The organism is Candidatus Rhabdochlamydia oedothoracis, assembly GCF_019453995.1.
Taxonomy (GTDB): domain Bacteria; phylum Chlamydiota; class Chlamydiia; order Chlamydiales; family Rhabdochlamydiaceae; genus Rhabdochlamydia; species Rhabdochlamydia oedothoracis.
This window is the reverse complement of the sequence record NZ_CP075587.1, coordinates 1,039,590-1,064,453: the sequence shown is the minus strand read 5'-3', so window position 1 is coordinate 1,064,453 and position 24,864 is coordinate 1,039,590. Positions and strand designations below refer to the sequence as shown.

Here is a 24,864-nt window from a genome sequence, read left to right as displayed (position 1 = left end):
ACTCTTTGTAGAATTGATCCATTATTGTATTCTTCAGGCTATGGAAGAGATCTTTACCGTTTCTACACTCACCTTGGCTATTAAACACACTTTGGAATTAAAGTTTTTCTCTGTGTGCATTAAGGGAGAGATTAGCAATTTCAAAGCTCAATCATCTGGGCATTTGTATTTTACCTTGAAGGATTCAGAAGCACAGATCTCTTGTGTTTTATTCCGCTCTAACGCTAAAGCTTTAACTCGTTCTCCTCAAAATGGGGATCAGGTAATCATTCAAGGAGAGCTGAACGTTTACCCTCCTAGGGGTAATTATCAGATTATCGCTCGTAGTTTAAGCTATATGGGAGTGGGAGAGCTTTTGGTAAAATGGCACCAACTGAAAACCAAGTTAGAGCAGATGGGTTTTTTTGAGAAAGAAAAGAAAAAACCTCTACCCAAATACCCTAAGAGAATCGGAGTTATTACTTCTGCAACAGGGGCTGTTATCCAAGATATTTTACAAATACTCAAAAGAAGAGCTCCTGGTTTGTCTATCCTATTAAATCCTGTTACGGTGCAAGGAGAGACGGCTGCAAAAGAGATTGCGCAAGCTATTGAAGACTTTAATAAATATCAGCTAGCAGATGTTCTGATTGTAGGGAGAGGTGGTGGTAGTTTAGAGGATCTATGGGCATTCAATGAAGAAATCGTAGCTTGCGCTATTTACTATTCTAAGATTCCTATCATTTCTGCAGTAGGTCATGAAACCGATACCTGTATTGCTGATTTTGTAGCAGATCAAAGAGCGCCTACCCCATCTGCTGCGGCAGAACTCGTAACGGTTGAGAGAGCTCAACAGATTACCTATCTTAATAGATCTTATGCCCAACTAAAGAATGCAATAACTAGCCATCTTAGGAGCTGTGCAGAGAAAGTGCATTTTGTTTCAAATCATCCTTTTATCAAAAACCCTCATGCTTTGTTGGAGCCTCATTTTCAGCGTGTAGATAGCTACGCAATAGATGTGAATCGCTGCTTTACTCAAATCATCCAAAAAAAAGGCTGGCAGCTTTCTTTATTGACATCCAAGCTGCATCACTTAAGACCTAGTCACCAGTTACAGGAGATGAAACAAAAAATAGAAGCTATTGAAACTCTGCTTCAACAAACTATTTTACATAAATTCTATGAATATAAAAATAAATTATCTTCTTTAGCTTGGTATAAAAAAATAGATTTAAGACAGAATCAATTAATTTACGAAAAAAAATCCTCTCTTACCAAAATAATTGCTCTATTAAAAGCTGCTGACCCTAAATACTTATTAACAAAAGGATATGGCATTCTCTTTCATGAAAAAAACGATTCGGTTATTATCTCTACCAAGGAAGTAATCCCTAATCAACAAGTCCGCCTAATGCTACAAGATGGACAATTAGGCTTAACTATACATAACATTAAATCTCTATGAAAGATGCTTCATTTGAAAGTTCCTATTTGCGTTTAGAAGAAATTTTAGAACAGATGAATTCTAAAAAAGTTTCCCTAGAAGAGTCCTTAGCTCTTTATAAGGAAGCTGATGGCTTAATCAGCTCTTGTAATGAAAAATTAAAAAAAGCAGAGCAAGAAGTGGAAACATTAATGAAAAACCGAGAAGGTGGTTTAGTAATAGATCAAGAGGGAAAACCAGAAACAGCCCCTTTTTTGCACGCTAGCGAGCATCTCTCATGAGCTATCCCTTGTTAAGTCAGATTTCTTCCCCAGAGCAAATTAAATATTTTTCTTTAGACTCTCTTAAGTTATTAGCTACCGAAATCAGGCAAAAGATCATTGATGTAATGGCTGTTAACGGAGGACATTTAGCGTCTAATTTAGGAATTGTTGAGCTTATAATTGCTCTACATCATGTATTTGATTCCCCTGGCGATAAATTTGTTTTTGATGTAAGCCATCAATCCTATCCCCACAAGCTTTTAACAGGCCGCTATCATAGGTTTGATCAGATTCGTAAATTTAAAGGGTTGTGCGGTTTTTGCAATCCTAAAGAATCTAAACACGATCACTTTTACGCAGGTCACGCTGGCACTGCTTTATCTCTTGGTTTAGGTGTTGCAAAAAATCGCGATATAAATAAGCGTAAAGAGCACGTTCTTCCTATAATAGGCGATGCTACTCTTACCTGCGGTCTTACATTAGAAGCCCTTAATAATATACCTAGAGATTTAAGGGATTTCATCGTGGTCTTAAATGATAATGAAATGTCGATCTCAGAGAACGTAGGAGCAATGAAGTATATTCTAAGTAGGTTTTTCAACCATCCTCGCTCTAATAAGATCTATAATGAGTTAGAGTCTTTGCTATCTAAATTTCCTGGCTTAGGCATCCAACTTGCCAAACAAGGGCACAAACTTAAAGAGTCCTTAAAAAACCTCTTTAGCACAGCTCCTTTTTTTGAACAGTTTCATCTTGATTATGTAGGCCCCATCAATGGACATGATATTAGTAAACTCATCTTGGTTTTTGAAGCGCTTAAAAATAATCCACACCCTGTTTTATTGCATATATTAACAGTAAAAGGTCAAGGTATGCAAACCGCTACTTTAAATCCTGTTTCTTGGCATGGCTGTAAACCCTTTGATAAACAGACTGAGAAATTTTTAACGACATCTTCTCAAGTAAGTTTTCCTCAAGTATTTGGAAAACATATCCTTGAAATGGCTAAAAACGACCCAAGTTTAATTGCAGTAACCCCTGCTATGCTAGCTGGCTCTTGTTTACAAGAGTTTATGAAAGCCTTCCCTGAAAGATGTCTAGATGTAGGTATTGCGGAAGGACATGCTGTTACTTTTTGCGGAGGGATCGCTTATGGCAAAAAAATGAAAGTCGTTTGTTCAATCTACGCTACTTTTTTGCAAAGAGCTTTTGATAATTTGTTTCACGATGTTTGTCTCCAAGAGCTTCCTGTTGTATTTGCTATTGATAGAGCTGGTATTTCAGGGCCAGATGGGTCAACGCACCACGGTATCTACGATATCTCTTTTCTCAATGTTATGCCTAACATGGTGATTTGCCAACCTCGTAATGCTCAGCTATTAAAAGAGCTGCTCGAAAGTGCTTTTTCTTGGGGTCTACCAACAGCTATACGTTATCCAAATATGGCAACAGAAGAAACAGATGCTGCTTTAAAGACCCGTTCTCTTGGAATTGGCGAAATAGTAGTTACTGGTAGCAAATTAGCGATTATTGCAGTGGGACATATGTGTTATACTGCTATAAAGGTGAGAGAGATCCTTTTGCCTTATGGAATTGATGCAACTATAGTTGATCCTATTTTTTTAAAGCCACTTGACCAAGATCTCTTATACTCTATTTTAACTAAACACACTTATATTGTTACCTTAGAAGAACACAGTATAAATGGAGGATTTGCTTCTATCTTTAATCAATTTATTGTACGCAATAAATTCTATCAATTACAGGTGCTCAATCTAGGAATACCTGAAGCATTTATCGAGCAAGGCAGCTATCAAGATTTGATGCAAAGCTTAAATCTATCCCCTAAAGCGATTGCAGAACAAATTAAAAAAGAATTCTTCTCTTTTTCTGAACAATTAAACCCTCCTTCGTATGATTATCGCTCTTTTTCCAAATATTAATAAGCAGCTCTCAAAAGATCTAGCAATCGATATTAGAGAGTTCTTGAACAGTCAGAATATCACTGTGGTTGCAGAAGATGAAAAAGCGCAGGTTATCGGCGCTATTCCTTTGTCAGAGATAGATCTAACAACTATCTCATTTATGATTTCCATGGGTGGCGATGGCAGCATCTTAAAGCTAGTTCATAAATATGCACACCTTGATATTCCGATCTTAGGGATTAATTTAGGGCATTTGGGATTTATGGCAGATGTACCGATTTCAGATCTCTATCCTAGCCTGCAAGACTTGATTAAGGGCTGTTTCCAATTACATAAGAGAGTGGTCATTGAAGGAAAATCGACAAGTCACAAGGGATGCTTTGCCGTAAATGATATTGTTGTACACCGAGGAAGCAACCGCTGTTTAGTAAAAATCGCTATCCATATAGATGGAGTGTACTTAAATACTTTTGAAGCCGATGGAATCATTATAGCTACTCCAAACGGCTCTACAGCTTATTCTCTATCAGCAGGCGGTCCTATCATCAGCCCTGATCTAGAAGCCTTGGTTTTAACTCCTATCTGCCCACATACCATTTCAAATTGCCCAATTGTCCTTCCTGCCAATCAAAAGATCCAAATTGAATATTTAAGCAATTATGATCCTATTGAAATACATGCAGATGGACTCAATTACTATGAATTAAAAAAATCAGAAATCTTTGAGATCACAAGAAGCAAAAAAAACTTCAAGCTGGTAAGTCTTCCACGGCGAGATTACTTTTCTACATTGCGTACCAAGCTTGGATGGTCAGGCAAGCTCCGCTAGTTATCCCGTCAAGCAAAATGATAGATGCATAAAAAAGTACCTTATTGTATAATTTATGCTTGTTTGTTTTTATATAACGCATGAAGATTTTGCTTGATAATTGAGAGATAAAAAAAGATACGATCTTCTCAATTCAAAGCTGCATTAGCAGTCAATCGAGAGCTTATTCGATATCCCAAACCCGAAAACAAAGAGAATAAAAAAATAATGGATAATATCGCTTTAGTTACCGGTGCCTCTTCTGGCATAGGAAAAGCCATCTCTAGAGAACTTGTAAATCGAGGTTGGACAGTCATTGGTGTAGCACGTTCGGAAGATAAGCTCATAGAAATTCAAAATGAGCTATCAAGCTCCTTTATTCCAATAATTTGCGACGTGTCCAGGAAAGAAAATATTGGAGAAACTTCAAAACAAATTCTCGAAAGAAAACTTTACCCATCCTTGTTTTTTTTGAATGCTGGCATAGCAGGAGAAGCTGTTATCGAGAATCCTAATGGGTTTAATCTCAAAATCCATGAAAATATTATGCAGGTCAACTATTTCGGTGTTTTAGCTTGGGTAGAATTTTGGGAAAAGCCTTCTCGGGAAAATGGTGGTACAAAATTCATCGCCACAAGTTCTATAAATGCTATTTTTGCACCTTTAGCAGGAAGCGCATATAGTGCTTCAAAGGCAGCTATTGCCAAAGCTTTTGAAAGCTTATCTCTAACTTATTACGGGACCAACTTGCGATTTTCTGTAGTATACCCGGGACCTGTAGATACAGCAGGACTAAAAACCCCAAGAAAGCTTCCCTTTACTTGGACAGCAGAAAAAATGGGCAAATGCATGGTTAATTTTGCTTTAAGTAATAAATCAAGCTGTGAACCATTTTTCTTTTACAAAATCGCAACTCGTCTCCTAAGAGCCTTGCCAGCAAAATATACGATGAAACTACTAGGGCAAGTGTAATAGATTTCTTGCATAACCCCTTATTTTAAAGCTTTCATTTATAGATTCCTATCTTAACAAAAGCATTTTCAGCTATATCTCTTAAACAATGGCCCTTTCAACCTCGAAGTGCACAAAAAAGAACATATAAATACTTGAAAAAACATCTATTATGCACCCGAGCATAGCATGTTTGTAGATAACCTCCTAAACACTTCTAGTGGAGTTTCGAAGTTGAGAGCCTTTCTAGGTCTGTTATTTAGTATAAGTTTCCACCCTTTTCATATCCTTGGAAGTCGTATCTAAAAAGCTTTGTGTTTTAGGAAAATATTGCCTATACTCGTTTGCATTCAAATTAAGAGTTTTAATATATAAACATTTTTATACAAAAGATAACATCTCCTTGCAAGATAGAGCAGTTTTTTCAAAAAAACCTAGTTATGCAATTCTTAATTTGAAATCAAACTAGTATAACTAGTCCGTTTGTATGCTCATTTAAGCCTCTTTCCCAAGAATGGTAGGGCGTTGCAAAGTAGAAGTCTGTCTCTAGCTCGAAATTAACCATTTGGTGATAGGCAAATTCTTTTTCGTTGTCTGCTGTTAATGTGCGTACAAAATCTTTCGTATTTTCACACAGGTTATAGTTACGCTCTGAGAGAAAGCGCATGTTATCGAGCCTGCAGATGGGTAGAAGACACATTCTGCGAAAAAAGATTCAAAAAACTCAAGGCTTCCAATGCGAGCATTACATGTTTAGGACTACTAAAAATGTTTAAGCTAATTGCAATAACATATCCTCTATGACAACGGGTAGCTTAATATTGCGCTGCAGTGCTGTTTGAGCTTGGATAAATACTTCTAATATTCTCTCCAGAGAAGGTAGCGGTTCTTTAGCTTTTTTGGCTAATAGCTGCATATGATTGCTATGGTAAAATCCAGGCGCTTGGTACTTAAATGCATGCAGATCTCTATACCACTCTAAGATCTCTTCTAGAATTGTTTCTGCATTTGTGTCTTCTAGCAAAGCATCTGTACCTGCCATGAGCTGGATAAATGGACTATAGTCTTGGGGCAGGTTTAAGCTAAAGAGCTCGGTTAAAAACCTCTGCAACTTTTCTGATTTTACCTCTGACAACCATTGAGCTCTGGCTAAAGAGCCTTGAGACCTATCTGCTATGTTTCTAACTTCTTCTTTTGCGAGAGTCGTATGTTCTTGTAGAAAGGAGGCGATTAAATCAGAGGGAATAGGAAAAAATCGCACTTTATAACAACGAGAGGTAACCGTTTCAAGCAGTTTTTCTATCTGGTCGGTCAATAAAATAAAATAGGTATCAGAACTCGCCTCTTCTAAAGTTTTTAAAAGAGCATTACTACAAATAGTAGAGAGCTTATCGACTTCTTGAAGAATAAAGACCTTGACTTTTGCTTCAAAAGGAGAAAGTGAAACCATTTGCAGCAAAGAGCGCATTTGTTCCATCGAATAAACACCACTTTTCCCTTCAGGATGTAATAGAGTAAGATCGGGATGGATTTGCTTTCGAATTTTTTCGATATGGGAACTTCCCATTAATCCTTCCGCTACTTCTTTTGCTAGAATGCTTTTACCCACTCCATTTTGTCCGTGAAACAAAAGTGTGTGCGGAAGGGTATGATTGGATAGCATACGCATAATGATCTGCGCTGCTGCTTGATTACCGATAAGTTTGGAGGAATTCATCAAGGTGCCGTTTTGCTATTTCAAATACTTCACTTGGATCTAACGAAGCGTCTAATATCACGAATCGTTTGGGATCTTTTTCTATTAGGGCATGAAATGCCTGTCTAATTTTTTTGTGAAATGCGATATTTTCTGCTTCAATGCGATCTCTATCTTTCATCCGATCCACGCGCTTTAGAGCTAGTCCTGGGTCTAAATCCAAATAAAAGGTTAACTGAATAGGTACATGCAATGAAGCAAATGCACAAAGATCTCCGATCTGTCTTTCTTCTTGATGCCTACCAGCTGCTTGATAGGCGATGGTAGAATCATTAAAACGATCGCATAGAACAATTTTCCTCTGTTTTAAAGCAGGAAGAATCAATTCATCTACGTGTTGAGAACGGTCTGCCAAAAAGAGAAATAACTCGCATAGATAAGACATTTTATCTTGGTGTTGATTCAATAAAATTTCCCGAATCAACCGCCCAATTTCAGTACCACCTGGAGCACGGGTCTTAATTACATCTTGCCTACTGTTTTGCAAGTATTGGTAGAGAGCATCGATAAGAGTTGTTTTACCTACACCCTCTCCTCCTTCAAAAGTAATTAGATGCCCTTGATGTTGCATCTATTTTGAAACCTCATTCTTCAATACGTTCAATTTTTTGGATAGCCACTAAGTGATCTTGTGCGTGCAAATTAACCAAGCGAACCCCTTGAGTAGAGCGTCCCATCACTCGCACATCTTGCATATTAATGCGCAAGGTTTGACCTGTATTTGACATCATAACCACACTATCTTGATCGGTAACAGATACAGCTCCAATTACAGGACCGTTACGATCACTTGTAATAATAGAGCGCACTCCCACACCTCCGCGGTTGGTTTGCCTAAAATCATTGACTTTTGAGCGCTTTCCAAAACCTTTGGAGCAAACAACGAGCAGGTTTTGATCACCAGAAACAGCCTCACAAGAAACAACGACGTCTTCTTTATTACGTAAAAGAGCCCCTCTAACCCCTCGTGCTACACGACCCATTGCGCGTACCTGTGTTTGATCAAAACGAACAGCCATTCCATTTTTTGTAAATAGCATGATCTGCTCTCCTTCTTTCGTTAGGCGAGCTGCAATTACTTCATCTCCCTCATCAATATTGATTGCATAGATCCCTTTACGGCGAGGAGAGCTAAAAGCTGTAAGCTCTGTTTTCTTTACAACCCCTTGCTTTGTTGCTAAAAAGATATAATGATCTTCTTCAAATTTCTTTACTTTTAAGACGGTAGCAATTTTTTCAGAAGGGCGTATGTCTTCTAAAAGATTGACTAAGGGCTTTCCTTTAGACCTTCTTCCTGCTTCTGGAATTTCCCATACCTTTAGCCAATAGCATCTGCCAAAGTTGGTAAAAATCAATAGGTAATCGTGTGTAGAGGCAACATAAACATCTTTTAAAACATCATTTTCTTTTTTCATCTCCATGCCAATCACACCTTGACCTCCACGGCGTTGCTCACGGAAAGTATCTATGGGCATACGTTTGATATAGTCATCTTCTGAAATCGTAATAATCACTGGCAAATCAGGGATGAGATCTTCAATATTAAACTCCCCTTCTGCTGCAATGATTTTTGTTTTTCGATCGGAATTATGATGCTTTTTAAGCTCCGAAAGCTCTTGTTTAATAATTCCTCGTACCAGTGTTTCATTAGCTAATACAGCTAGAAAATGAGAAATTTTATCCAGTAATTGGTTGTATTCAGATTCAATCTTCTCTCTTTCTAACCCAGTTAATTGGTATAAACGCAGCTCTAAAACAGCAGATGCTTGTCTTTCGCTCAATTCATAATCAGCCATTAATTGTCGCTTAGCAGCTTCTTTGTTATCAGAGGAACGAATAAGCTTAACTATTGCATCCAAATTATCTAGAGCTTTCAAGTAACCTTCTAAGACATGGGCACGAGCTTGTGCTTTTGCAAGTTCAAATCTGGTACGGCGGCGAACAACATCAATTCTATGCTCAACCCAAGCGGCAATAAACTGCTTGATATTCATCGTTCTTGGCAAGCCCTTATCAAGAGCTAACATGTTACAGCCAAAAGTTACCTGCAGGTCGGTAAACTTATACAACTGATTAATCGTAACGTCAGGGATCTCGCCACGTTTGAGTTCTAAAACAATCCGCATCCCATCTTTATCCGACTCATCGCGTAAATCGCTAATCCCAGTAATGGTCTTAGCGTTTACAAGGTCAGCTATTTTTAAAATTAGGTCTGACTTATTTATGTTATAAGGAATCTCATCGATAACAAGTTTTTGCTTATCAGATTCACCATCTTCAATGTGAATAACTCCTCGCAGAGTAATTTTCCCGCGACCTGTATGGTAAGCTTCTTTAATGCCTCGGTAGCCACAAATGATTCCACCAGTTGGAAAATCCGGCGCAGGCATTACCGTCATAATTTCTTCAATTGTCGTTTGCGGTTCATCAATAACCAATAAAGTCGCTGTAATTAATTCAGCTAAATTATGCGGTGGAATATTGGTAGCCATTCCTACAGCGATCCCAGAAGATCCATTTGCTAATAAATTAGGAAACTTAGCGGGAAATACAGTCGGCTCTACTCTAGTTTCATCGTAGTTAGGGATTAGGTCGACCGTATCTTTATCCAAATCTTCCATTAAAGCTGTGGAAGCATGGGTAAGACGCGCTTCTGTATAACGCATAGCGGCTGGAGGATCACCATCTACTGAACCAAAGTTTCCTTGCCCATCGATTAAACGATAGCGCATAGACCAGCTCTGTGCCATGCGAACAAGAGTAGGATAGATTACCCCTTCTCCATGAGGATGGTAATCCCCAGAGGTATCTCCTGCAATTTTAGCACATTTACGATGTTTAGAAGTAGGGCTTAAAGATAACTGCCTCATTGCGTACAAAATACGCCTTTGAGAGGGCTTTAGCCCATCGCGCACATCGGGAAGAGCCCTAGCAATAATCACCGACATCGAATAGCGAATATAGCTCTCTTTTACCTCTTCTTCAATATTACGGGAAGTAACAATTTCATCTTTAGTATAGGACATGGATGGTTAACTCTCCTTAAATATCCAAATTCTTAACCGACAGGGCGTGTTGCTCAATAAACTTTCGTCTAGGAGGAACTTCTTCTCCCATAAGCATAGTAAATGTATGATCAGCTGCAATAGCATCAGGAAGTGTTACATGAAGAAGGGTACGTTTTTGAGGATCCATTGTTGTATCACAAAGTTGATCTGCATTCATCTCTCCTAATCCTTTATACCGTTGAATTTCGATTCCTTTACGTCCATTCTGTCGTAAGGATTCAATTCCTTCTTTCAAAGTATACATAGGATGATATTTGCCCTCTTCATCGAAGATATCAAATAACTTACCCTCTGCAATAACATATTGATCGAGTGTAAAATTAAACTGTGAAAGACGTGTCTTCAAAAAATCAATAGTCTTTTTCTCATATAGCTCTACAAATGGCATTCCTTTAACATGAAACGTTTGCATTTCTAGCGTTTGTTCTTCAATAGGGATGGAGGCTAACGTCTCAGTATGTTTAGATCTTTGCAGAGCTTCATGGGATAGTTTTACTTCTACAAATTCCTCTTCTGAGTAAATCAATTTCTCCTCCTCTCCTAATTTTACTTGGAAACGAGGGAGCCTACCTGTTTCGTCTTTAGCTTGTAAAAATTCACGAAAAGGGATGCTTTTTTTCTCAATGGATAGGATAAATACCTCTACATCACGGATGAGCTTTACCAATTCCTCAAGCAACTCTTTAGATAGCGTATCGCTATGACCCACTAACTGGATTTGAATATCGCTAAGACCTAATTTTAACAGATATTCATCCATATCTTTTTCACTGTGAATATAACGACTGGCTTTTTTGCGCGTAACTTTAAATAAAGGAGGTTGTGCGATATAAACAAACCCATTTTCGATTAAAGCAGGCATATGACGATAGAAAAAAGTTAGCAATAGAGTACGAATGTGAGATCCATCAACATCGGCATCCGTCATAATGATAATCTTATGATAGCGCAATTTTTCCAAGTTAAAATTACCCTGCCCGATTCCACAACCAAATGCTGCAATCATCGCACCTACTTCTTGATTCTGCAAAACTTTTTCCAAACGCGCTTTTTCCACGTTAAGAATTTTTCCACGAATGGGAAGAATGGCTTGAAATCTGCGATCTCTACCTGTTTTCGCTGATCCTCCTGCCGAATCTCCTTCTACAATAAATAATTCACAAAGCGCAGGGTCTTTTTCCTGACAATCGGTTAGTTTCCCAGGCAACCTTGCCGTATCTAAAGCTGTCTTGCGCAGAGTTAATTCCCTTGCTCTTCGAGCAGCATCTCGAGCCTGAGCTGCAAGAATGGCTTTTTCTACAATCATGCGAGCAATGACTGGATTTTCTTCTAAAAATACCGCTAAATGCTCCCCTGTAATCTGTTGTACGAGCGAGCCTACTTCATTATTACCCAGTTTCTGTTTTGTTTGCCCTTCAAACTGAGGATTAGGTACTTTTACAGATAAGACAGCGGTAAGTCCCTCTCTCATGTCATCGCCTTGAACCGTCATCTTATCGCTTTTTAACAGATTATGGGTCTTAATATATTGATTTAAAACACGTGTTAAAGCTGTAGAAAACCCACTAACATGTGTGCCTCCCATACGAGTTGATATATTATTTACATAGGAATACAAATTCTCTGAATAAGTGGTATTCCACTGCATAGCAACTTCAAAATCAACCACCCCATCTACACCTTCTTTTGACCCATAAATGTAAATCGGTTTGGGAAAAATAGGTGTTTTATTTTCATTCAAGTATTCTACAAAGGATTTAACCCCTCCTTCATAACAAAAAACCAGCTCTTGGGAGTCTGCTTGTCTTTCATCGCGAAAGCGAATGGTTAGCCCTTTGTTTAAAAAAGCTAGTTCACGAAAGCGTTTCAATAATAAATCATGATCAAAAACCAATACGGTAAAAATGGTTGCATCGGGTTTAAAGGTGACCTTGGTCCCATGTTCTTTGCTATCCCCTATCTGTTTGAGAGGATGAATTACTTTGCCTTTGGAAAATTGAATGGAATAAATCTTTCCATTTTGACGCACTTCAACATCACACTTCTCAGATAAAGCATTGACACAAGAAACCCCTACTCCATGAAGTCCGCCTGAAACCTTATAGGTATTTTTATCAAATTTACCACCTGCGTGCAAAATAGTCATAACTACTTCAATTGCAGAAACGTCGCGCCCTTGTTTTTTCGATTCTTGAGCATGGCGCCCGACAGGAATTCCTCTTCCATTATCTTGAACCGTTACCGAGTTATCCTCATGAATGAAAATAGAAATTTCACTACAATGACTAGCTAAAGCCTCATCAACGCTATTATCCACTACTTCGTAAACAAGCTGATGCAACCCATTGGTTTGTGTATCACCGATGTACATGCTAGGACGCTCTCTTACCGCTTGCAATCCTTCTAGGACGGTAATAGAGCTAGCATCATATTGTTCTTCTTTGGTCATTGTAGTCATACCTTAATCTCAATTATAGTTAACCAATACGAAAGTGAATTGTTTTTATCTCAATATAGGGAAACTTTTTACGCAACATTTGCAACAAACGCTTTTTTTCATGTTGGGCAAGCAAACTATATAAAGTAGAATTACTAACCTTTACCATTAAAATCCCTTTTTCAAAGCCTATTGCTTTAGCCATGGGAGCAAACTTTTGTCCGATAATTTCCTGCCATGCCGACACAATTAAATCTGGCCGGTCTTTCTGCAGAGCAGCAATGCGCTCAAGCATTTTGGGCAAAAGGTTTACAAGTAGCTTATTTGTTAAACGGCTATGTTTTCTCATTTTATAGCATTTGGATATTCAATTATCATCCTATATTAGCAGACTATATTAGAGTCATGGCAAAATGGCAATATCAAAAAAACAATGAACTTAAACCTATGGCTATTAAAAAATAAATAGACATGGATAAAAAATCATTTAGAGCTGTAACAATAGGCCCTGATGCTACAGCAGGATCTATTCCAATCCGCGCAAAAAATAAAGGAGAAAATACACCTAAAGCAGTACTTCCAATACAAGCTCCCATTAATCCTATACCAACCATAACCCCAACAGCTACAGGAGTAAACCCCGAGCCGGAAATTCCTACAAAATCAAGCGCATATACAGAAATCCCACATAGCAACCCAAAAGTTGTACCAGCAGTTATCCCCATTAGCAATTCTTTTAAAATGGCTTCCGTGCGATTCGTCACTGAAATTAATCCAATCGCCATACTTCTTACAAGGATTGTACTACATTGAATACCTATGTTACCAGACATACCTGTAATCAAAGGCACAAAAAACATCACAAAGGTCAAAACCCCTCCATCATATCTCTGAAAAGAGGACATTACCCCTACATTGATTAAACCAGCGCAGAGGGTTACAATTAACCAAGGAGCTCGAGATAAAAATCTTTTTATAAAAGGTTCGTGTTCACTAAATTTTTCCGCGGTACCTGCCATATTTGCAATTGTTTCATCAGCAATATCAGCTATAGCATCAAGGACATCTTCATTGGTAATCACGCCTACTAACCGATTAGTGCTATCTACAACCGCCAAGACAGTGCTTTTATATTTTTCAACAATTTCTACCACTTCTTCACGGGAAGCATCAGCTGTTACTTTATATAAAACAGGCCGCATGACTTGCTCAAGCGGTAGATGCGGTGAATTGACGATCAAATTTCTTGCAGGAACATATCCCTGCAGTATTCCTTCTCGATTAACAATAAAAATTTGTCTTGTTAAATCAGTTCCTGGAGTGTCCCTAATATGAGATGCAGCTTCTTTTACTTTTACATCCTTTGTAAAAGAAAAAAATTCATTTGTCATTAATCGTCCAGCTGTATTGCGTTGATGTTTTTTAATTTCTCGAATCTTTGCGGCTTTTGTAGATTCTAAAATCTCCATCACTCGTCTAAAACGCCTTTCAGGGATATCTTCCAAAATTTCTACCCCTTCATCAGGGGCCATCTCTTCTAAAATATTTTTTATTTCTTCATCGCTAATATAATGTAATACGGCAGATCTTGTACTGCTATCTGTGTTAAGCAAAAAAGCAATTTTTTCGTTGCTATTAGATAAATTCTCGTAAATCACTGGCCTGGCACGTGGAGGAAGCTCTGAAGCAGCATAAGCTAGGTCAATTGCAGAATGTTCTGTCACTATTTTTACAATATCATGAACAACAACTGTAGAGGTTTGTTTATGAAAAGCAAGTTCGAGCTTTTTTCGCAGGACATGGTGTAAATGGGAAGTTTTAGATTCCGTTAAGCCATTAGAGTCTTTTTGCTCTTCGGCTAGCAAAATCATCTCATCTTTTTCAGAGGTAATTGGCACAAAGTAACCTCCCTTTTAATTTAAAGAGTAAATAGAGGCTTTATTTATAATAACGCGCAAAGAAAAATTTGCTTTAAACAAAAGTGCAATAAATTCATACAAATATACTTTGCAAACTAATATTTTTCAATGAAAAAACACTCTTTTTCAAAAAAAATTCAAAAAAATCTTACTATTAGTTTTGCGGAAAATTCTATTTTTTATTCGATATAAATTTTTTAGATGCTAGTTTGCTCATAAAAGTGGGTCCCGTTTAAACCGGGACCTCTTTTTTTTAGAACTTCAAATCTATACTAGCAGCTGCTTGATGGGCAAGAGAGTGATTTTTTCCAAAATCAAGCTCATAATACAAAGAAATAGCTGTTGTTTTATAACTAGCTATCACATTTGCTCCTATCGCTATTTGCTGATGGATTTTATGTTTTTGAAATCCTTTAACGTCTAGATGCTTACCGGTATCGTTTAAAGATACTTTATAATCAGCTTTGCCAATCGGAGCTTGTGCAATCCATCCCAAAAGCACTCCAGGAGAAAAACATAGGGAATTGCATGTAAAATTTCCTGTTGCTTCCATTGCAACTTTGCCTTGAAACTCATGAGATGTCAAAGCAGCTCTATGAAAATGAAGGGGAGCAGATTTCTTTTCGCTAATGGGCCTTTCAAAAACATGATAGCTATCTAAGTCAACAAAAGGTCTCAAGCAAATATTTTGTGTTACAGCAAGATTGTAGCCAGCTTCCACGCGAGATATTAAACCAATCCCGTGATGCTTGCTTTTTATTGTACGATCCACCTTTGCAAATTTTAAATGACGTGTATTTTCAAAAGTATTTGCAGAGGCAATAATAGAAGCATTTGCATAGAAAAAATCCCCTACCCAGCCTCCATTTAAACCTGCATAAAAACTAGAAATATGAGACCTAGCTGTCTTCTTACCCCATTTCAAACAAGAATCGGTATAGCCAACTCCACCACCAATGACTATATTTTCATTAGCAAAACGATGTCCTCCTACTACAACTCCTCCCATATAAGACTTATAATTTTCTAATCCACATCCATGTTTTTGATGAGCATAATGTCCTATTGGTTCCATCCAAATGGTAGAAACAGCATCAACACATCTATCATTGCGACGCAAAGCATTGGTAAAACTATTTGCTACGCCAGAAGCATTGATATAGCTCTCATAAGTCATGCCCCCTAATTGAACAGGTGTCATCTGTGAATAGACTTTTTCTAAACCTTTATTATCGACGGTAAAGATGTTTTCAATAATCTTAAAAGCATCTGTTCCTTCTTTAAATTGCGCATCTTGCATAAGATTAGTCAGATTTTTAGAAATATCTGACATGTTATTATCTATGGGCAATTGATACATGGTTTTTGTGACAGATAGCATAACATTATCTTGGTTATACTCAACGTCAAATACAGCGATGTCCAAAGCTGTATTTTCTACTTTATCAAAAACTCCTTCTACTGTTTTTGCTTCTAAAATCGTGTACTCCGTTCCTTGTTGATAAATTCCAGGTTCAGGTAGAATACGTAAATGCCCTGCTAAAATAGCTTGATTATCCACTTTAATAACATCTGATTCCCCTTGTGCATTTACTTCAATCTCTAAACGTCCCATTAGATCTTGGCGAAAATTTTCCTTCACATGCAGAGTTCCTATGGAATTACCTGGTGCTACTCTACCCTGGTTTGTTAGATTCTTAACAGAGCTATTCCCGCTAAAAATGCCCGCCTCTTCTACAAATACATCACCACCCATTAGATTTGTCTGCACTTTTCCTTCTCTAATCAACAGCTCTGCTAATAAATTAGCATTCTTCCCACTTAATTTTAATTCTCCCTTACCTGTTTTAACAATTCGGTAATCAGAAGCAGCAGATAGAGGACCAGCAAAATCTCCTGATTCAATCACTAAATAACCTGAGTTAGCATCTAGCGAAACACGGCCATCACCAGAGAGGTTTTTTATGTGCACTAAGTTTCTATTAATCTTTAAATGGGCATTAGCCTCAATAGAAACATCATTTAGCATCTTCATAGGAGATCCTCTTAACATATTTTTGCAGTCATCTATCTTGGTAAAGATCTCTGGATGGCTTGTTATACCTGTAAAAAACGATTTTTCTACTTCTCCAGAAAGCGGGCTTACATGTACTATCCCTTCTTCAATACCTAAGTTCACCTCAGACAAATTTCCATGAATAGCTAATTTTCCCGGTCCCTTTTTAATCAGACTAGATTGCGGAGTTATGCTAAAAATAATTCCTGAAATATTTATAGTTCTATCGCTTACATGTATTATGGCTCTCTCATGTAAATTTATATTGCGCGTTAAATCTAAATGTGCAATGCCTGGTGCAGCTTTTAGCGTTGCCTGTTTTAAGATAAGTTTTCCGTTTGTTCCTAAATTAGTTTCTGATTCAAGCTGGAGTGTAGCTCCATCTACATAGGTATTCCCTTGGTAAGAATTAGGGTTTTTTAGATAAATTGTCCCCTTACCTGCAATATTCAGAGAGCTTGGCATTTGCTCGTCACCAACTGATCCTGAAACCTCTGCCGTTTTTCCTTCGTCTATAACAAGCAATACCTGCCCAATAAGAGGGTTCTTGAGTTCTAAAGAATCTGTAATGTGCAGAGCTCCTCCTTGAAAAGAAATAAATCCACGCTCTCCCAAGTTTTGAGGATGGTTAATAGAAATTGCTCCAGAAAAGATCCGAGTAAGAGAATTACGATTTGTATTATTTCCCTTTAAGGTAAGTTCTCCTGAACCGTCTTTTGCCAAACCTCCTGCTCCAGAGATAAAACCTTCATAAGTACCATCAAAATCTTGCTGAAAAACAATCCAATCGTTTTGGTTAACAGCCGTTAAAGACTGTTGAGAAACACTATTGGTATTAACAATCAAAGAAGGATTTTCTCCCTCTCCACTAAATATTATCCCTCCTTCACTTAAACATCGCATGCCCAATTTAACTGATCCTGCTCCTTTAATTGTAACAGGACCAGAACCTACTATCTTCTCGTTTATTACTTGATTATGCTCTGCTGTTAAAACAAGCTGTGCATTATTCCTAATTATTCCTTTAACAACTCCAACAGGTACAGAAAAAATTCCTTGTACAAGATTGACATTTCCTTGAATAGATTTTATATCTTTAAAAGTACATAGGTCTATTCTTTCAGGCATTTCTATTCTCAATAAATCTGTAGGATTGAGTATAACATCTGCTATCACGATTGCTTTATTACTTCCAACAAATGTCAGCGGTCTTTTAATAACAATTGTATTTTCAGCCATTACTTCAGAGTTTGCAAATGTTTTATTAAACACGACTGTTAAAGAAGGCTTTTTAGTTTCCTTATTAATTGCTTCAAATGTGTGTACTATATTAGAGTCTATTGTCTTTTCCTCGGAATGAGCATTTATAGATGTCCATGCCATCCAAGAACAGCAGGAAATCCCCAATAATTTAATTATAGAATTAGGTATCATTTTTATTTTTTTCACAAAATCTCCTTAGTGCAACAAAAGTAACTTTAGAATGCCTTTTGGCATTTTATTCTTTTTTTATTCAAGTACAGATAATTAATTAATATTAATTTTAAGATGTTTATTTATTTTTATAATTAAAATATAATTTATTATTATTAATTCAAAAATATAATTAATACATTTGAAATCGTTTTGACTAGCCGTTCTTACCTACTTAAAAAATGAGAATACTTGGCTAAAAATTTAGATAGATTTTAAAGTGAACCTCGATTGGTTACAATCTGTTAATATCTGCAAATATGGAGCTCCTTCTCATGATACCTATGAGAGGTTTTTTGCCTTTTTAAATCCTCATTCGTTCCGTACATGTTTTATGCATTGGACTCAGTCCATAGCTCAGGCATTTGGAGGAGATATACTCGTTTGTTTTTAAATTAAGATTTAACTAAGCAAAATTTCCTAGATAAAAGAGGTTGCAGTTCTTCCCGATATTTAGGAATATTTTCAAAAAAAGCACAAATTGCCTTCTTAAAATCTAAGAATTTTTGGCCCTTTCAACCTTGAAGTGCACAAAAAAGAACATATAAATACTTGAAAAAACATCTATTGTGCACCCGAGCATAGCATGTTTGTAGATAATCTCGTAAACACTTCTAGTGGAGTTTCGAAGTTGAGAGCCTTTCTAGGTCTGTTATTTAGTAAAGTTTCCACCCTTTCTATATCCTTGGAAGTCGTATCTAAAAAGCTTTGTGTTTTAGGAAAATATTGCCTAACTAGTCCGTTTGTATGCTCATTTAAGCCTCTTTCCCAAGAATGGTAGGGCGTTGCAAAGTAGAAGTCTGTCTCTAGCTCGAAACTAACCATTTGGTGATAGGCAAATTCTTTTCCGTTGTCTGCTGTTAATGTGTGTACAAAATCTTTGATAGGTTTAAGTTGTTCAATTAACGCTTGACTTACTTCCTCTGCAGTTTTATGAGAAACTTTGGCGAGCTTAGTTAGCTTGGAAGTTCTTTCTACCATTGATACAATTACGCCTTTATGTCCTGCCCCTATGACTGTATCTAGTTCCCAGTCTCCTAAACGAGTCTTTTTTTCTACAATACAAGGCCGTTGCTTAATATCTATACGACCAGGCATGTTCCCTCTTCCAGAAGCTCCCTTTCTCTGCTTGTTATATTTTTTCCCTCGATGACGGAGCTCTCTATAAAGCTGTCCTCCCTGTCGTTTATCTTTCCAGATATGATTATAGATGGTCTCATGACTAACATGTTCTTTACCATGTCTTTTAAGCCATCCGGATATTTGTATAGGGCTCCATTGCAACTTGATTTTTTCTTCAATACGGGTAACTATTTGAGGAGTCATTTTTTTATTGGGCTGAGAATTTTTTCTAAGAAATGCTTTTTCTTGAGCTTGCTGATGACGGTATCCTCGTTGCCCTTTATTTCTCTTAAGTTCCCTACTAATAGTGCTATGATGAACTTTTAGAATGTTTGCTATTGAGCTAGATGTATCTCCTCTAGCTTTTAAAATATAAATCTGACATCTTTGGTCATAGGTTAGGTGATGGTAGCCTTTAGGCAAGGTCTCTCCTTGTGTTTGATTGTTAAAAATCACAATAGAGATTCTTTCATCGCCTGCCTATTCTTTTTTTAATTCTTCTGTGCACTTCAAACTTGAAAAGACTTTTCATAATATCGATTATTGCGGACTTTTTTATTCATGAATCGCCAAAAGCGTTCAATCAGATTGAGATCGGGAGAATAAGGAGGCAAGAATTTGATTTCTACTCTGGATGTTTTTAGGTAATTTGCAACGATTTTTGACCTATAGTAGGCAGCGTTATCGCATATAACCACGATTCTTTGTGCAAAAGGATACTTTTCTTCCAATTTTTTAAACAAATCAAGAGTAGATTGCGCATTGATAGAGTCGGAAGAAAGAGTTGTAACTTCTAAGCGCTTTACATCTAAGGCTCCATTGATATTGATACGTTTACGTCCTGTATTTGTTAGCAATATAGCCTTAGATCCTTTTTCATACCATCCATAAGAGGGTTTGGAATTGTGTTGAGGATGAACCCCATCTAAATAAAGCAGTTGATCTGTTTGAGCGAGTTCTTTTTCTAGATTTTGCAATTCTTGTGAAAAAAGCTCTTTAGCTTTCTCATTCACTTTTCCAGGAATCAGCTTAGGCTTTTTATAGGTAAAGTTTAACCGATGCAATAAAGAAACCATAGCTGATGGTGTATAACATATTCCAAAGTGGTCTTTGGCAAAATTGACAACTTGTTTAGCTGAACTGGGAGCTTCTTCTTTTACATAGATTTTTAGTTGTTTAAGTTGGCCTTGATTGAGCCGGCATGCCTTTCCTGCATAGTTCAAATTCAGCAATGCTTCTTTGCCACCTTCTAAATAAGTTTTATAGTAACGCCTTATCGTATCCTCATCTAAGAGTAAAGCATGTGCTACTTGTGGGTATGTCCACCCTTCATCTAACAATAAAATAGATTTGATTCTATCGCATAGCCTTTTATCCCGTTCATGGCGATGACGAGCCTTGAGGATGTCTTTTTGGTTTCTTGTTAAAAAGTTCGCTTCAGGTTGCATAGATGTAAGAGCCTGTTTAAAATCTTTTCAAAAGTAGAGCAATAAAAGCAAGAACCACCATATTCAGGCTTGTATATAGTTTTCTTTCGCAATTTTTCCATAGCCTGCGACATTTTTCTATCCACGCAAAAGAACGCTCTACAACCCATCTTTTGGAAATAACTGTAAAAGTATGAAGTGTATTTCTTTTGGCTATTTCTACTATACATCCTAATATCTCCTGCACACTCTTTGCAAATTTTTCTCCAGAATATCCTCCATCTGCTAAAACATTTTTTACACCGAATAAATGGTTTTTATGTAGTGAAAATGCTTCTATACACCCATTTCTGTCAGTGATATTAGCGGTGGTAATGTGAATCGCATGAGGAAGCCCTTGGCTATCGACTGCTATATGTCTTTTTATTCCTGATATTTTTTTCCCTGCATCATATCCTGTCTTCTCCGCTGTATCAGTATTTTTAACACTTTGCGCATCAATAATTACAAAGCTTGTTTTCTCTTTCCGACCACTGCTTTTTCTGGCCTCGCCAACCAATTTTTTTTAAAACTATTTCAAGAATACTCTTAGAATTTTTATCCTCTTTTTTATTCCAAAGATGGAAATAATAATAACACAATTCCCATTTAGGATATTCTATGGGTAACATACGCCACTGGCAACCACTTTTTAAAATGTACAAAATTCCACAAAAAATATCATATAGATCAACTCTTCGTGGACGTGTTTTTTTGCGTGTAGACTCAAGTATTAGATGGATTTTGCTAAATTGTTTACGAGAGATATCGCTTGGATAAGAGCGGGTCATAATTACCTCCAAAGGTTTTATGAAAACTATCATTATACCTTAATGAGAAGATTTTAAACAGGCTCTAAGATTTATAACTCAATCAATGAGAAAAATTCAATGAATTTAGTGTTTGAAAAGTCTTTTTTCTAATGCATTTCAGTATAGCATTGTTATTGACGGCCAAGACATTATGCGGTTCTGGTAATAAGACAATAGATCCTATCCATTTTGCTTCTGAGCAAAGTCTTGTGTTGGGACATCTTAAATGTTCTGGAATAAGGAAAGGAACTAGAGACCATTCAAAGCCTGCTTACCATATTAAATATTAAAGGAGTTGTTGTAACAATCGATGCAGCCGGTTGTCACAAAATAGTATTAGAACAGATTTGTTCCCAGGGAGGAGATTATGTTATTGCCCTTAAAGGCAATCAAGACCACTTACATGCAGAAGCTCATAACTTTTTTGAATAAGCACAGGACGTTATACCGGAAGAAGCTAGCTGTGATTATTGGCGGTCTGAAAAATGTACTCGAGGACGTAGTGAGATAAGAGAAGTATGGGCGACTGAGAAATTAGATTGGTTACCTCAGCATCAGATTTGGAAGAAGCTGCATAGCTTGATATGCGTAAAAGTACAGAAGAAATCGCAAGAGAGGAATAGCTGTGAAATTCGGTATTTTATTTCAAGTCTACCTGCTAATAGAGAACGTCTTGCAAAGGAAGTGCGTAATCACTGGAGCATCGAAAACAAATTGCATTGGCAACTTGATGTTAATTTCCGAGAGGATTTAAGTCGTGTTAGAAAAGGAAATGGAGCTGAAAATCTATCTATAGTTCGACGGGCTACTTTGAATCTTTTACAAAAAGATAAGACAAGCAAGGTCAGTTTACGTAAACGGCGCTTTATTACATCATGTCGTAAAGATTATTTATTAGATCTGGTAGGTGCAAAGGAAATTCTTCATGCGTAAGCCCTGAGAGATCCACCTCTCTTCTTCTGTTTGAAATCCCGATAGTTCTAAGCTTAACTTACTTAATAATAAAATTAAAAAAAAGTATAATAAAAAACATTACATTTATAATTAAAATAAAACAAACAAATTTACTTAAAACAAGCTATTAGTTTATAATTCTTACCATGAATTATATTAATTGTATCCAACATTCTATTTTCTCTTCTGAAACGGATTACCACTGCTATGATCTCGATTTGCCAGAAGCTTTAGGAGAGGACTCCAAGCTCAGACGTATTGCAATGGCAATAATCCCTTTTGTTGCTCTATATCGCCCTGTTGGCACTGCTCTTTCTTTGGGGATGGGTTCTTGTCGTGTTATTGGCCATTTAAAGTTGGCTTTAGATCATGAAGGAAAGAAAGAATGGAAAAGCCTGAGTAAAGAAGTTGCGCAAACAACTCTTGCGATTGTCTCTTTAACTTCAAGCATTCTGAACATAAAGATGGGTCAATTGCTTACATGCTCTATAGATACTGCGCAAGGGACTTACTCCATTATCTACTACACGCTAAAAGGAAAGTACGATAGAGCTACTGAAGAAACTTTACAGACGCTGGCAAGTGGACTTTATGTAGCCTTTACCCTTACCGGCTCTTTAGAAATCATTCTTTTATCGGTGCTATTTCAAACAGCTCTTCAGCTGTATCAAATGAAAGAAGAAATTTCCAAGGAACATTATATAGAAGCAGCTGCTAAACTAGGAATGGCAGCCATGCGCCTTAATCAAGCTAATAATTATAGAGGTTTGATTCAAAAAAGAAATGCGTTGTTTGCATTGCAAAAGTATCAAAGCCTTATTAGCCAAGCAATGAAGGGCAAATCTGCTAGACATCTACTTCACCATAACTTAATTGATCTAAATGGAAAAATTGATGAAAATAAGGTAAGTCTATCTAACCAAGAAAAAGAGTACGACTTTGGAAGTCATTTTCACGGATACGGAAAAGGTTTAGTTAAAGGAGCAAATCTTGCTTTTAGAAAGGTAGTGATCGATGGCAAAGAGTTAACTGAATGTGAATTTAAAGTGAATCATGTTTTTCGAGAAAAACTGCAAGAAACCATTAATCAGCTTCAAAAATTTAAAGCTTCAGAGATTCGCGATATTTTGCAACTGACCGGTTCTCATGCAAAATCTCTTGTTATTGAAAAGTATAAAGAAGATTTTAAGGGCAAAGATTCTTTTAAAGAGATCTATCAGATTGCAGCTTCAGGTCTAGGTCAAATTTCTATAGGCGCATCGCGGGATAATTCTCCTAATACATTCGATCAGGTTGTAATTTTAGTGGACGTAGGAAAAACTCTATTCGATCTACATGAGCTTTTATCTTTAATGAATCTCGATACCGCGCTCATTTCCTCTTCAAAAGACGATTTAGATCGGTTGAAAATGGGCCATTTATTCCGGATATTTTTTCCAAGAGAGGCTACTTCTTTTGAGCGAAGTGAAAATTTCTTTAGTCTTTCAACGCAAGAACTGCTTGATAAAATGATTGAGAAATCCCCTCAAATGAAAGAAGTTTACAATCGGTATTTCGATCAAATAGAAGAAGCTGAAATTCTACCTGGAAGGATCCGCTACAAGATAAAAGGACTTACTGATGAAATCCAAAAATTAGGAGGACGTACACTTACCGCTGCTCTTACAGGAGCCTATAGCATGCAAGATTTGTATCAACGAGTCGCTTCCATGCTTTCAATGGGCATGCTCTCTCAAGAAATACGGGATAAGTATAAAGTGGGTGAAAGGGGATTAGGAGGATCATACGACGCAGGTGGAGCTGATAGCGTCTTTACGCAAATGCTTACAAGCAAAGATGAGATTCCAGGAGGATTTGACATAAGCAACTTATACTATCAGAGTATAGTGCGTGTCTTAATCTCTCTTGATGCTTTAGAAACCGGAACATATCAGCACTTTGACGACGATCTGGGTGTTAGATTAACTGATGAAAATAAATCACCTATGTCCTATTTTTTCAATGGAACTTATCCTAATCGCCCTAGCATTTCAGAATTTACAACAATGATCCAACAAAAACGCCCCGATAATGACAACTGGAATAGTCACGAAATCATGTTAAAGGAGCGGATTGACCCCTCTTATTTTGAAGGTTTTTTAGTCAATGATGAAAAAACCCGCAATGAGTTATTAAATCGTTTGCGAACATGCAATCTCATACAAAAAGATTCATTGAGCAGAGAAACCATCCAGGGTCGCCTTGTTGAAGACTTCATTCGAGTTAGCCCTCTTAATTTCCGAGCCAGCGTCTATTAAAACTTCAAGCCCCCTTACAGATAAGTTTTTTGTAATAAAAAAATTTAACAACAATTTAAGGATTTTTTTAAAGGTTCTTAAACTAGCATTTTAATGAAGATTGTTTTAAAATCACCAATCAATTTGATAAC

17 protein-coding genes and 2 pseudogenes are annotated in these 24,864 nt (G+C 37.0%); 8 read left to right on the top strand and 11 right to left on the bottom strand.

Going from position 1 to position 24,864, the window contains the following annotated elements; translation table 11 throughout:
* Positions 1-13: 13 nt before the first annotated feature.
* The 5 genes from xseA (at position 14) to RHABOEDO_RS05805 (ending at position 5,394) form a co-directional block, all read left to right on the top strand.
* The gene (xseA, locus tag RHABOEDO_RS05825) at positions 14-1,447 is read left to right on the top strand and encodes an exodeoxyribonuclease VII large subunit (protein ID WP_245397485.1); all 1,434 of its coding nucleotides are present in this window, start codon (positions 14-16) and stop codon (positions 1,445-1,447) included.
* Positions 1,444-1,707, top strand: coding sequence for an exodeoxyribonuclease VII small subunit (xseB, locus tag RHABOEDO_RS05820; protein WP_215216746.1), 264 nt, complete (start codon positions 1,444-1,446; stop codon positions 1,705-1,707). The genes xseA and xseB overlap by 4 nt, the downstream gene beginning before the upstream one ends.
* A complete protein-coding gene (locus tag RHABOEDO_RS05815; RefSeq protein ID WP_215216745.1) occupies positions 1,704-3,632 on the top strand; it encodes a 1-deoxy-D-xylulose-5-phosphate synthase in 1,929 nt (642 codons plus the stop codon). Before xseB ends, RHABOEDO_RS05815 begins: the two co-directional genes overlap by 4 nt.
* Positions 3,604-4,443, top strand: coding sequence for an NAD(+)/NADH kinase (locus tag RHABOEDO_RS05810; RefSeq protein WP_215216744.1), 840 nt, complete (start codon positions 3,604-3,606; stop codon positions 4,441-4,443). The genes RHABOEDO_RS05815 and RHABOEDO_RS05810 overlap by 29 nt, the downstream gene beginning before the upstream one ends.
* A gap of 207 nt (positions 4,444-4,650) precedes the next feature.
* Positions 4,651-5,394 carry an SDR family NAD(P)-dependent oxidoreductase gene (locus tag RHABOEDO_RS05805; RefSeq protein WP_215216743.1) on the top strand — a complete coding sequence of 248 codons (744 nt, stop codon included), beginning with the start codon at positions 4,651-4,653 and terminating at the stop codon, positions 5,392-5,394.
* Positions 5,395-5,845: 451 nt separating this feature from the next.
* Here RHABOEDO_RS05805 and RHABOEDO_RS05800 read toward each other — a convergent pair.
* The 8 genes and pseudogenes from RHABOEDO_RS05800 to RHABOEDO_RS05765 form a co-directional block, all read right to left on the bottom strand.
* Positions 5,846-5,980: pseudogene (locus RHABOEDO_RS05800) on the bottom strand (IS30 family transposase); the annotation flags it as partial.
* 165 nt (positions 5,981-6,145) lie between these two features.
* A complete protein-coding gene (locus RHABOEDO_RS05795; RefSeq protein WP_215216741.1) occupies positions 6,146-7,090 on the bottom strand; it encodes a DNA polymerase III subunit in 945 nt (314 codons plus the stop codon).
* On the bottom strand, positions 7,065-7,700 hold the full coding sequence (tmk, locus tag RHABOEDO_RS05790) for a dTMP kinase (protein WP_215216740.1): 636 nt from the start codon (positions 7,698-7,700) through the stop codon (positions 7,065-7,067). Before tmk ends, RHABOEDO_RS05795 begins: the two co-directional genes overlap by 26 nt.
* 13 nt (positions 7,701-7,713) lie before the next feature.
* The gene (gene gyrA, locus RHABOEDO_RS05785) at positions 7,714-10,155 is read right to left on the bottom strand and encodes a DNA topoisomerase (ATP-hydrolyzing) subunit A (protein WP_215216739.1); all 2,442 of its coding nucleotides are present in this window, start codon (positions 10,153-10,155) and stop codon (positions 7,714-7,716) included.
* A 16-nt stretch (positions 10,156-10,171) separates the two neighbouring features.
* Positions 10,172-12,655 (bottom strand): DNA topoisomerase (ATP-hydrolyzing) subunit B, encoded by a 2,484-nt coding sequence (gyrB, locus tag RHABOEDO_RS05780; protein WP_245397484.1) that lies wholly within the window; start codon positions 12,653-12,655, stop codon positions 10,172-10,174.
* Between the two features lie 19 nt (positions 12,656-12,674).
* Complete coding sequence (locus RHABOEDO_RS05775; RefSeq protein ID WP_281069541.1) at positions 12,675-12,938, bottom strand: DciA family protein; 264 nt, start codon at positions 12,936-12,938, stop codon at positions 12,675-12,677.
* 118 nt (positions 12,939-13,056) lie between these two features.
* Positions 13,057-14,505, bottom strand: a complete 1,449-nt coding sequence (mgtE, locus tag RHABOEDO_RS05770) for a magnesium transporter (RefSeq protein ID WP_215216748.1) — start codon at positions 14,503-14,505, stop codon at positions 13,057-13,059.
* 301 nt (positions 14,506-14,806) lie between these two features.
* The gene (locus RHABOEDO_RS05765) at positions 14,807-18,058 is read right to left on the bottom strand and encodes an autotransporter outer membrane beta-barrel domain-containing protein (protein WP_215216737.1); all 3,252 of its coding nucleotides are present in this window, start codon (positions 18,056-18,058) and stop codon (positions 14,807-14,809) included.
* Positions 18,059-18,302: 244 nt separating this feature from the next.
* On the opposite strand from RHABOEDO_RS05765, the gene RHABOEDO_RS05760 reads away from it, so the two are divergent.
* Positions 18,303-18,476: a transposase family protein gene (locus RHABOEDO_RS05760; protein WP_220017428.1), complete on the top strand. Its 174-nt coding sequence runs from the start codon at positions 18,303-18,305 to the stop codon at positions 18,474-18,476.
* 170 nt (positions 18,477-18,646) lie between these two features.
* Here the strand turns inward: RHABOEDO_RS05760 and RHABOEDO_RS05755 are convergent, their stop codons facing one another.
* The 3 genes from RHABOEDO_RS05755 to RHABOEDO_RS05745 form a co-directional block, all read right to left on the bottom strand.
* Positions 18,647-19,660 carry an IS30 family transposase gene (locus RHABOEDO_RS05755; RefSeq protein WP_215216525.1) on the bottom strand — a complete coding sequence of 338 codons (1,014 nt, stop codon included), beginning with the start codon at positions 19,658-19,660 and terminating at the stop codon, positions 18,647-18,649.
* A 53-nt stretch (positions 19,661-19,713) separates the two neighbouring features.
* Entirely contained in the window at positions 19,714-20,652 is a 939-nt protein-coding gene (locus tag RHABOEDO_RS05750) for an IS630 family transposase (RefSeq protein WP_220017427.1), read from the bottom strand.
* Between the two features lie 16 nt (positions 20,653-20,668).
* Positions 20,669-21,461 (bottom strand): IS5 family transposase gene (locus tag RHABOEDO_RS05745; RefSeq protein WP_220017848.1). Its coding sequence is split into 2 segments (ribosomal slippage): positions 20,669-21,196 and positions 21,198-21,461, totalling 792 coding nucleotides; the frame shifts between segments, so codons are not numbered across the junction.
* Between the two features lie 276 nt (positions 21,462-21,737).
* On the opposite strand from RHABOEDO_RS05745, the pseudogene RHABOEDO_RS05735 reads away from it, so the two are divergent.
* A pseudogene (locus RHABOEDO_RS05735) lies at positions 21,738-22,415 on the top strand (ISAs1 family transposase); the annotation flags it as partial.
* A 167-nt stretch (positions 22,416-22,582) separates the two neighbouring features.
* Entirely contained in the window at positions 22,583-24,733 is a 2,151-nt protein-coding gene (locus RHABOEDO_RS05730; RefSeq protein WP_215217254.1) for a hypothetical protein, read from the top strand.
* The last annotated feature ends 131 nt before the right edge of the window (positions 24,734-24,864 follow it).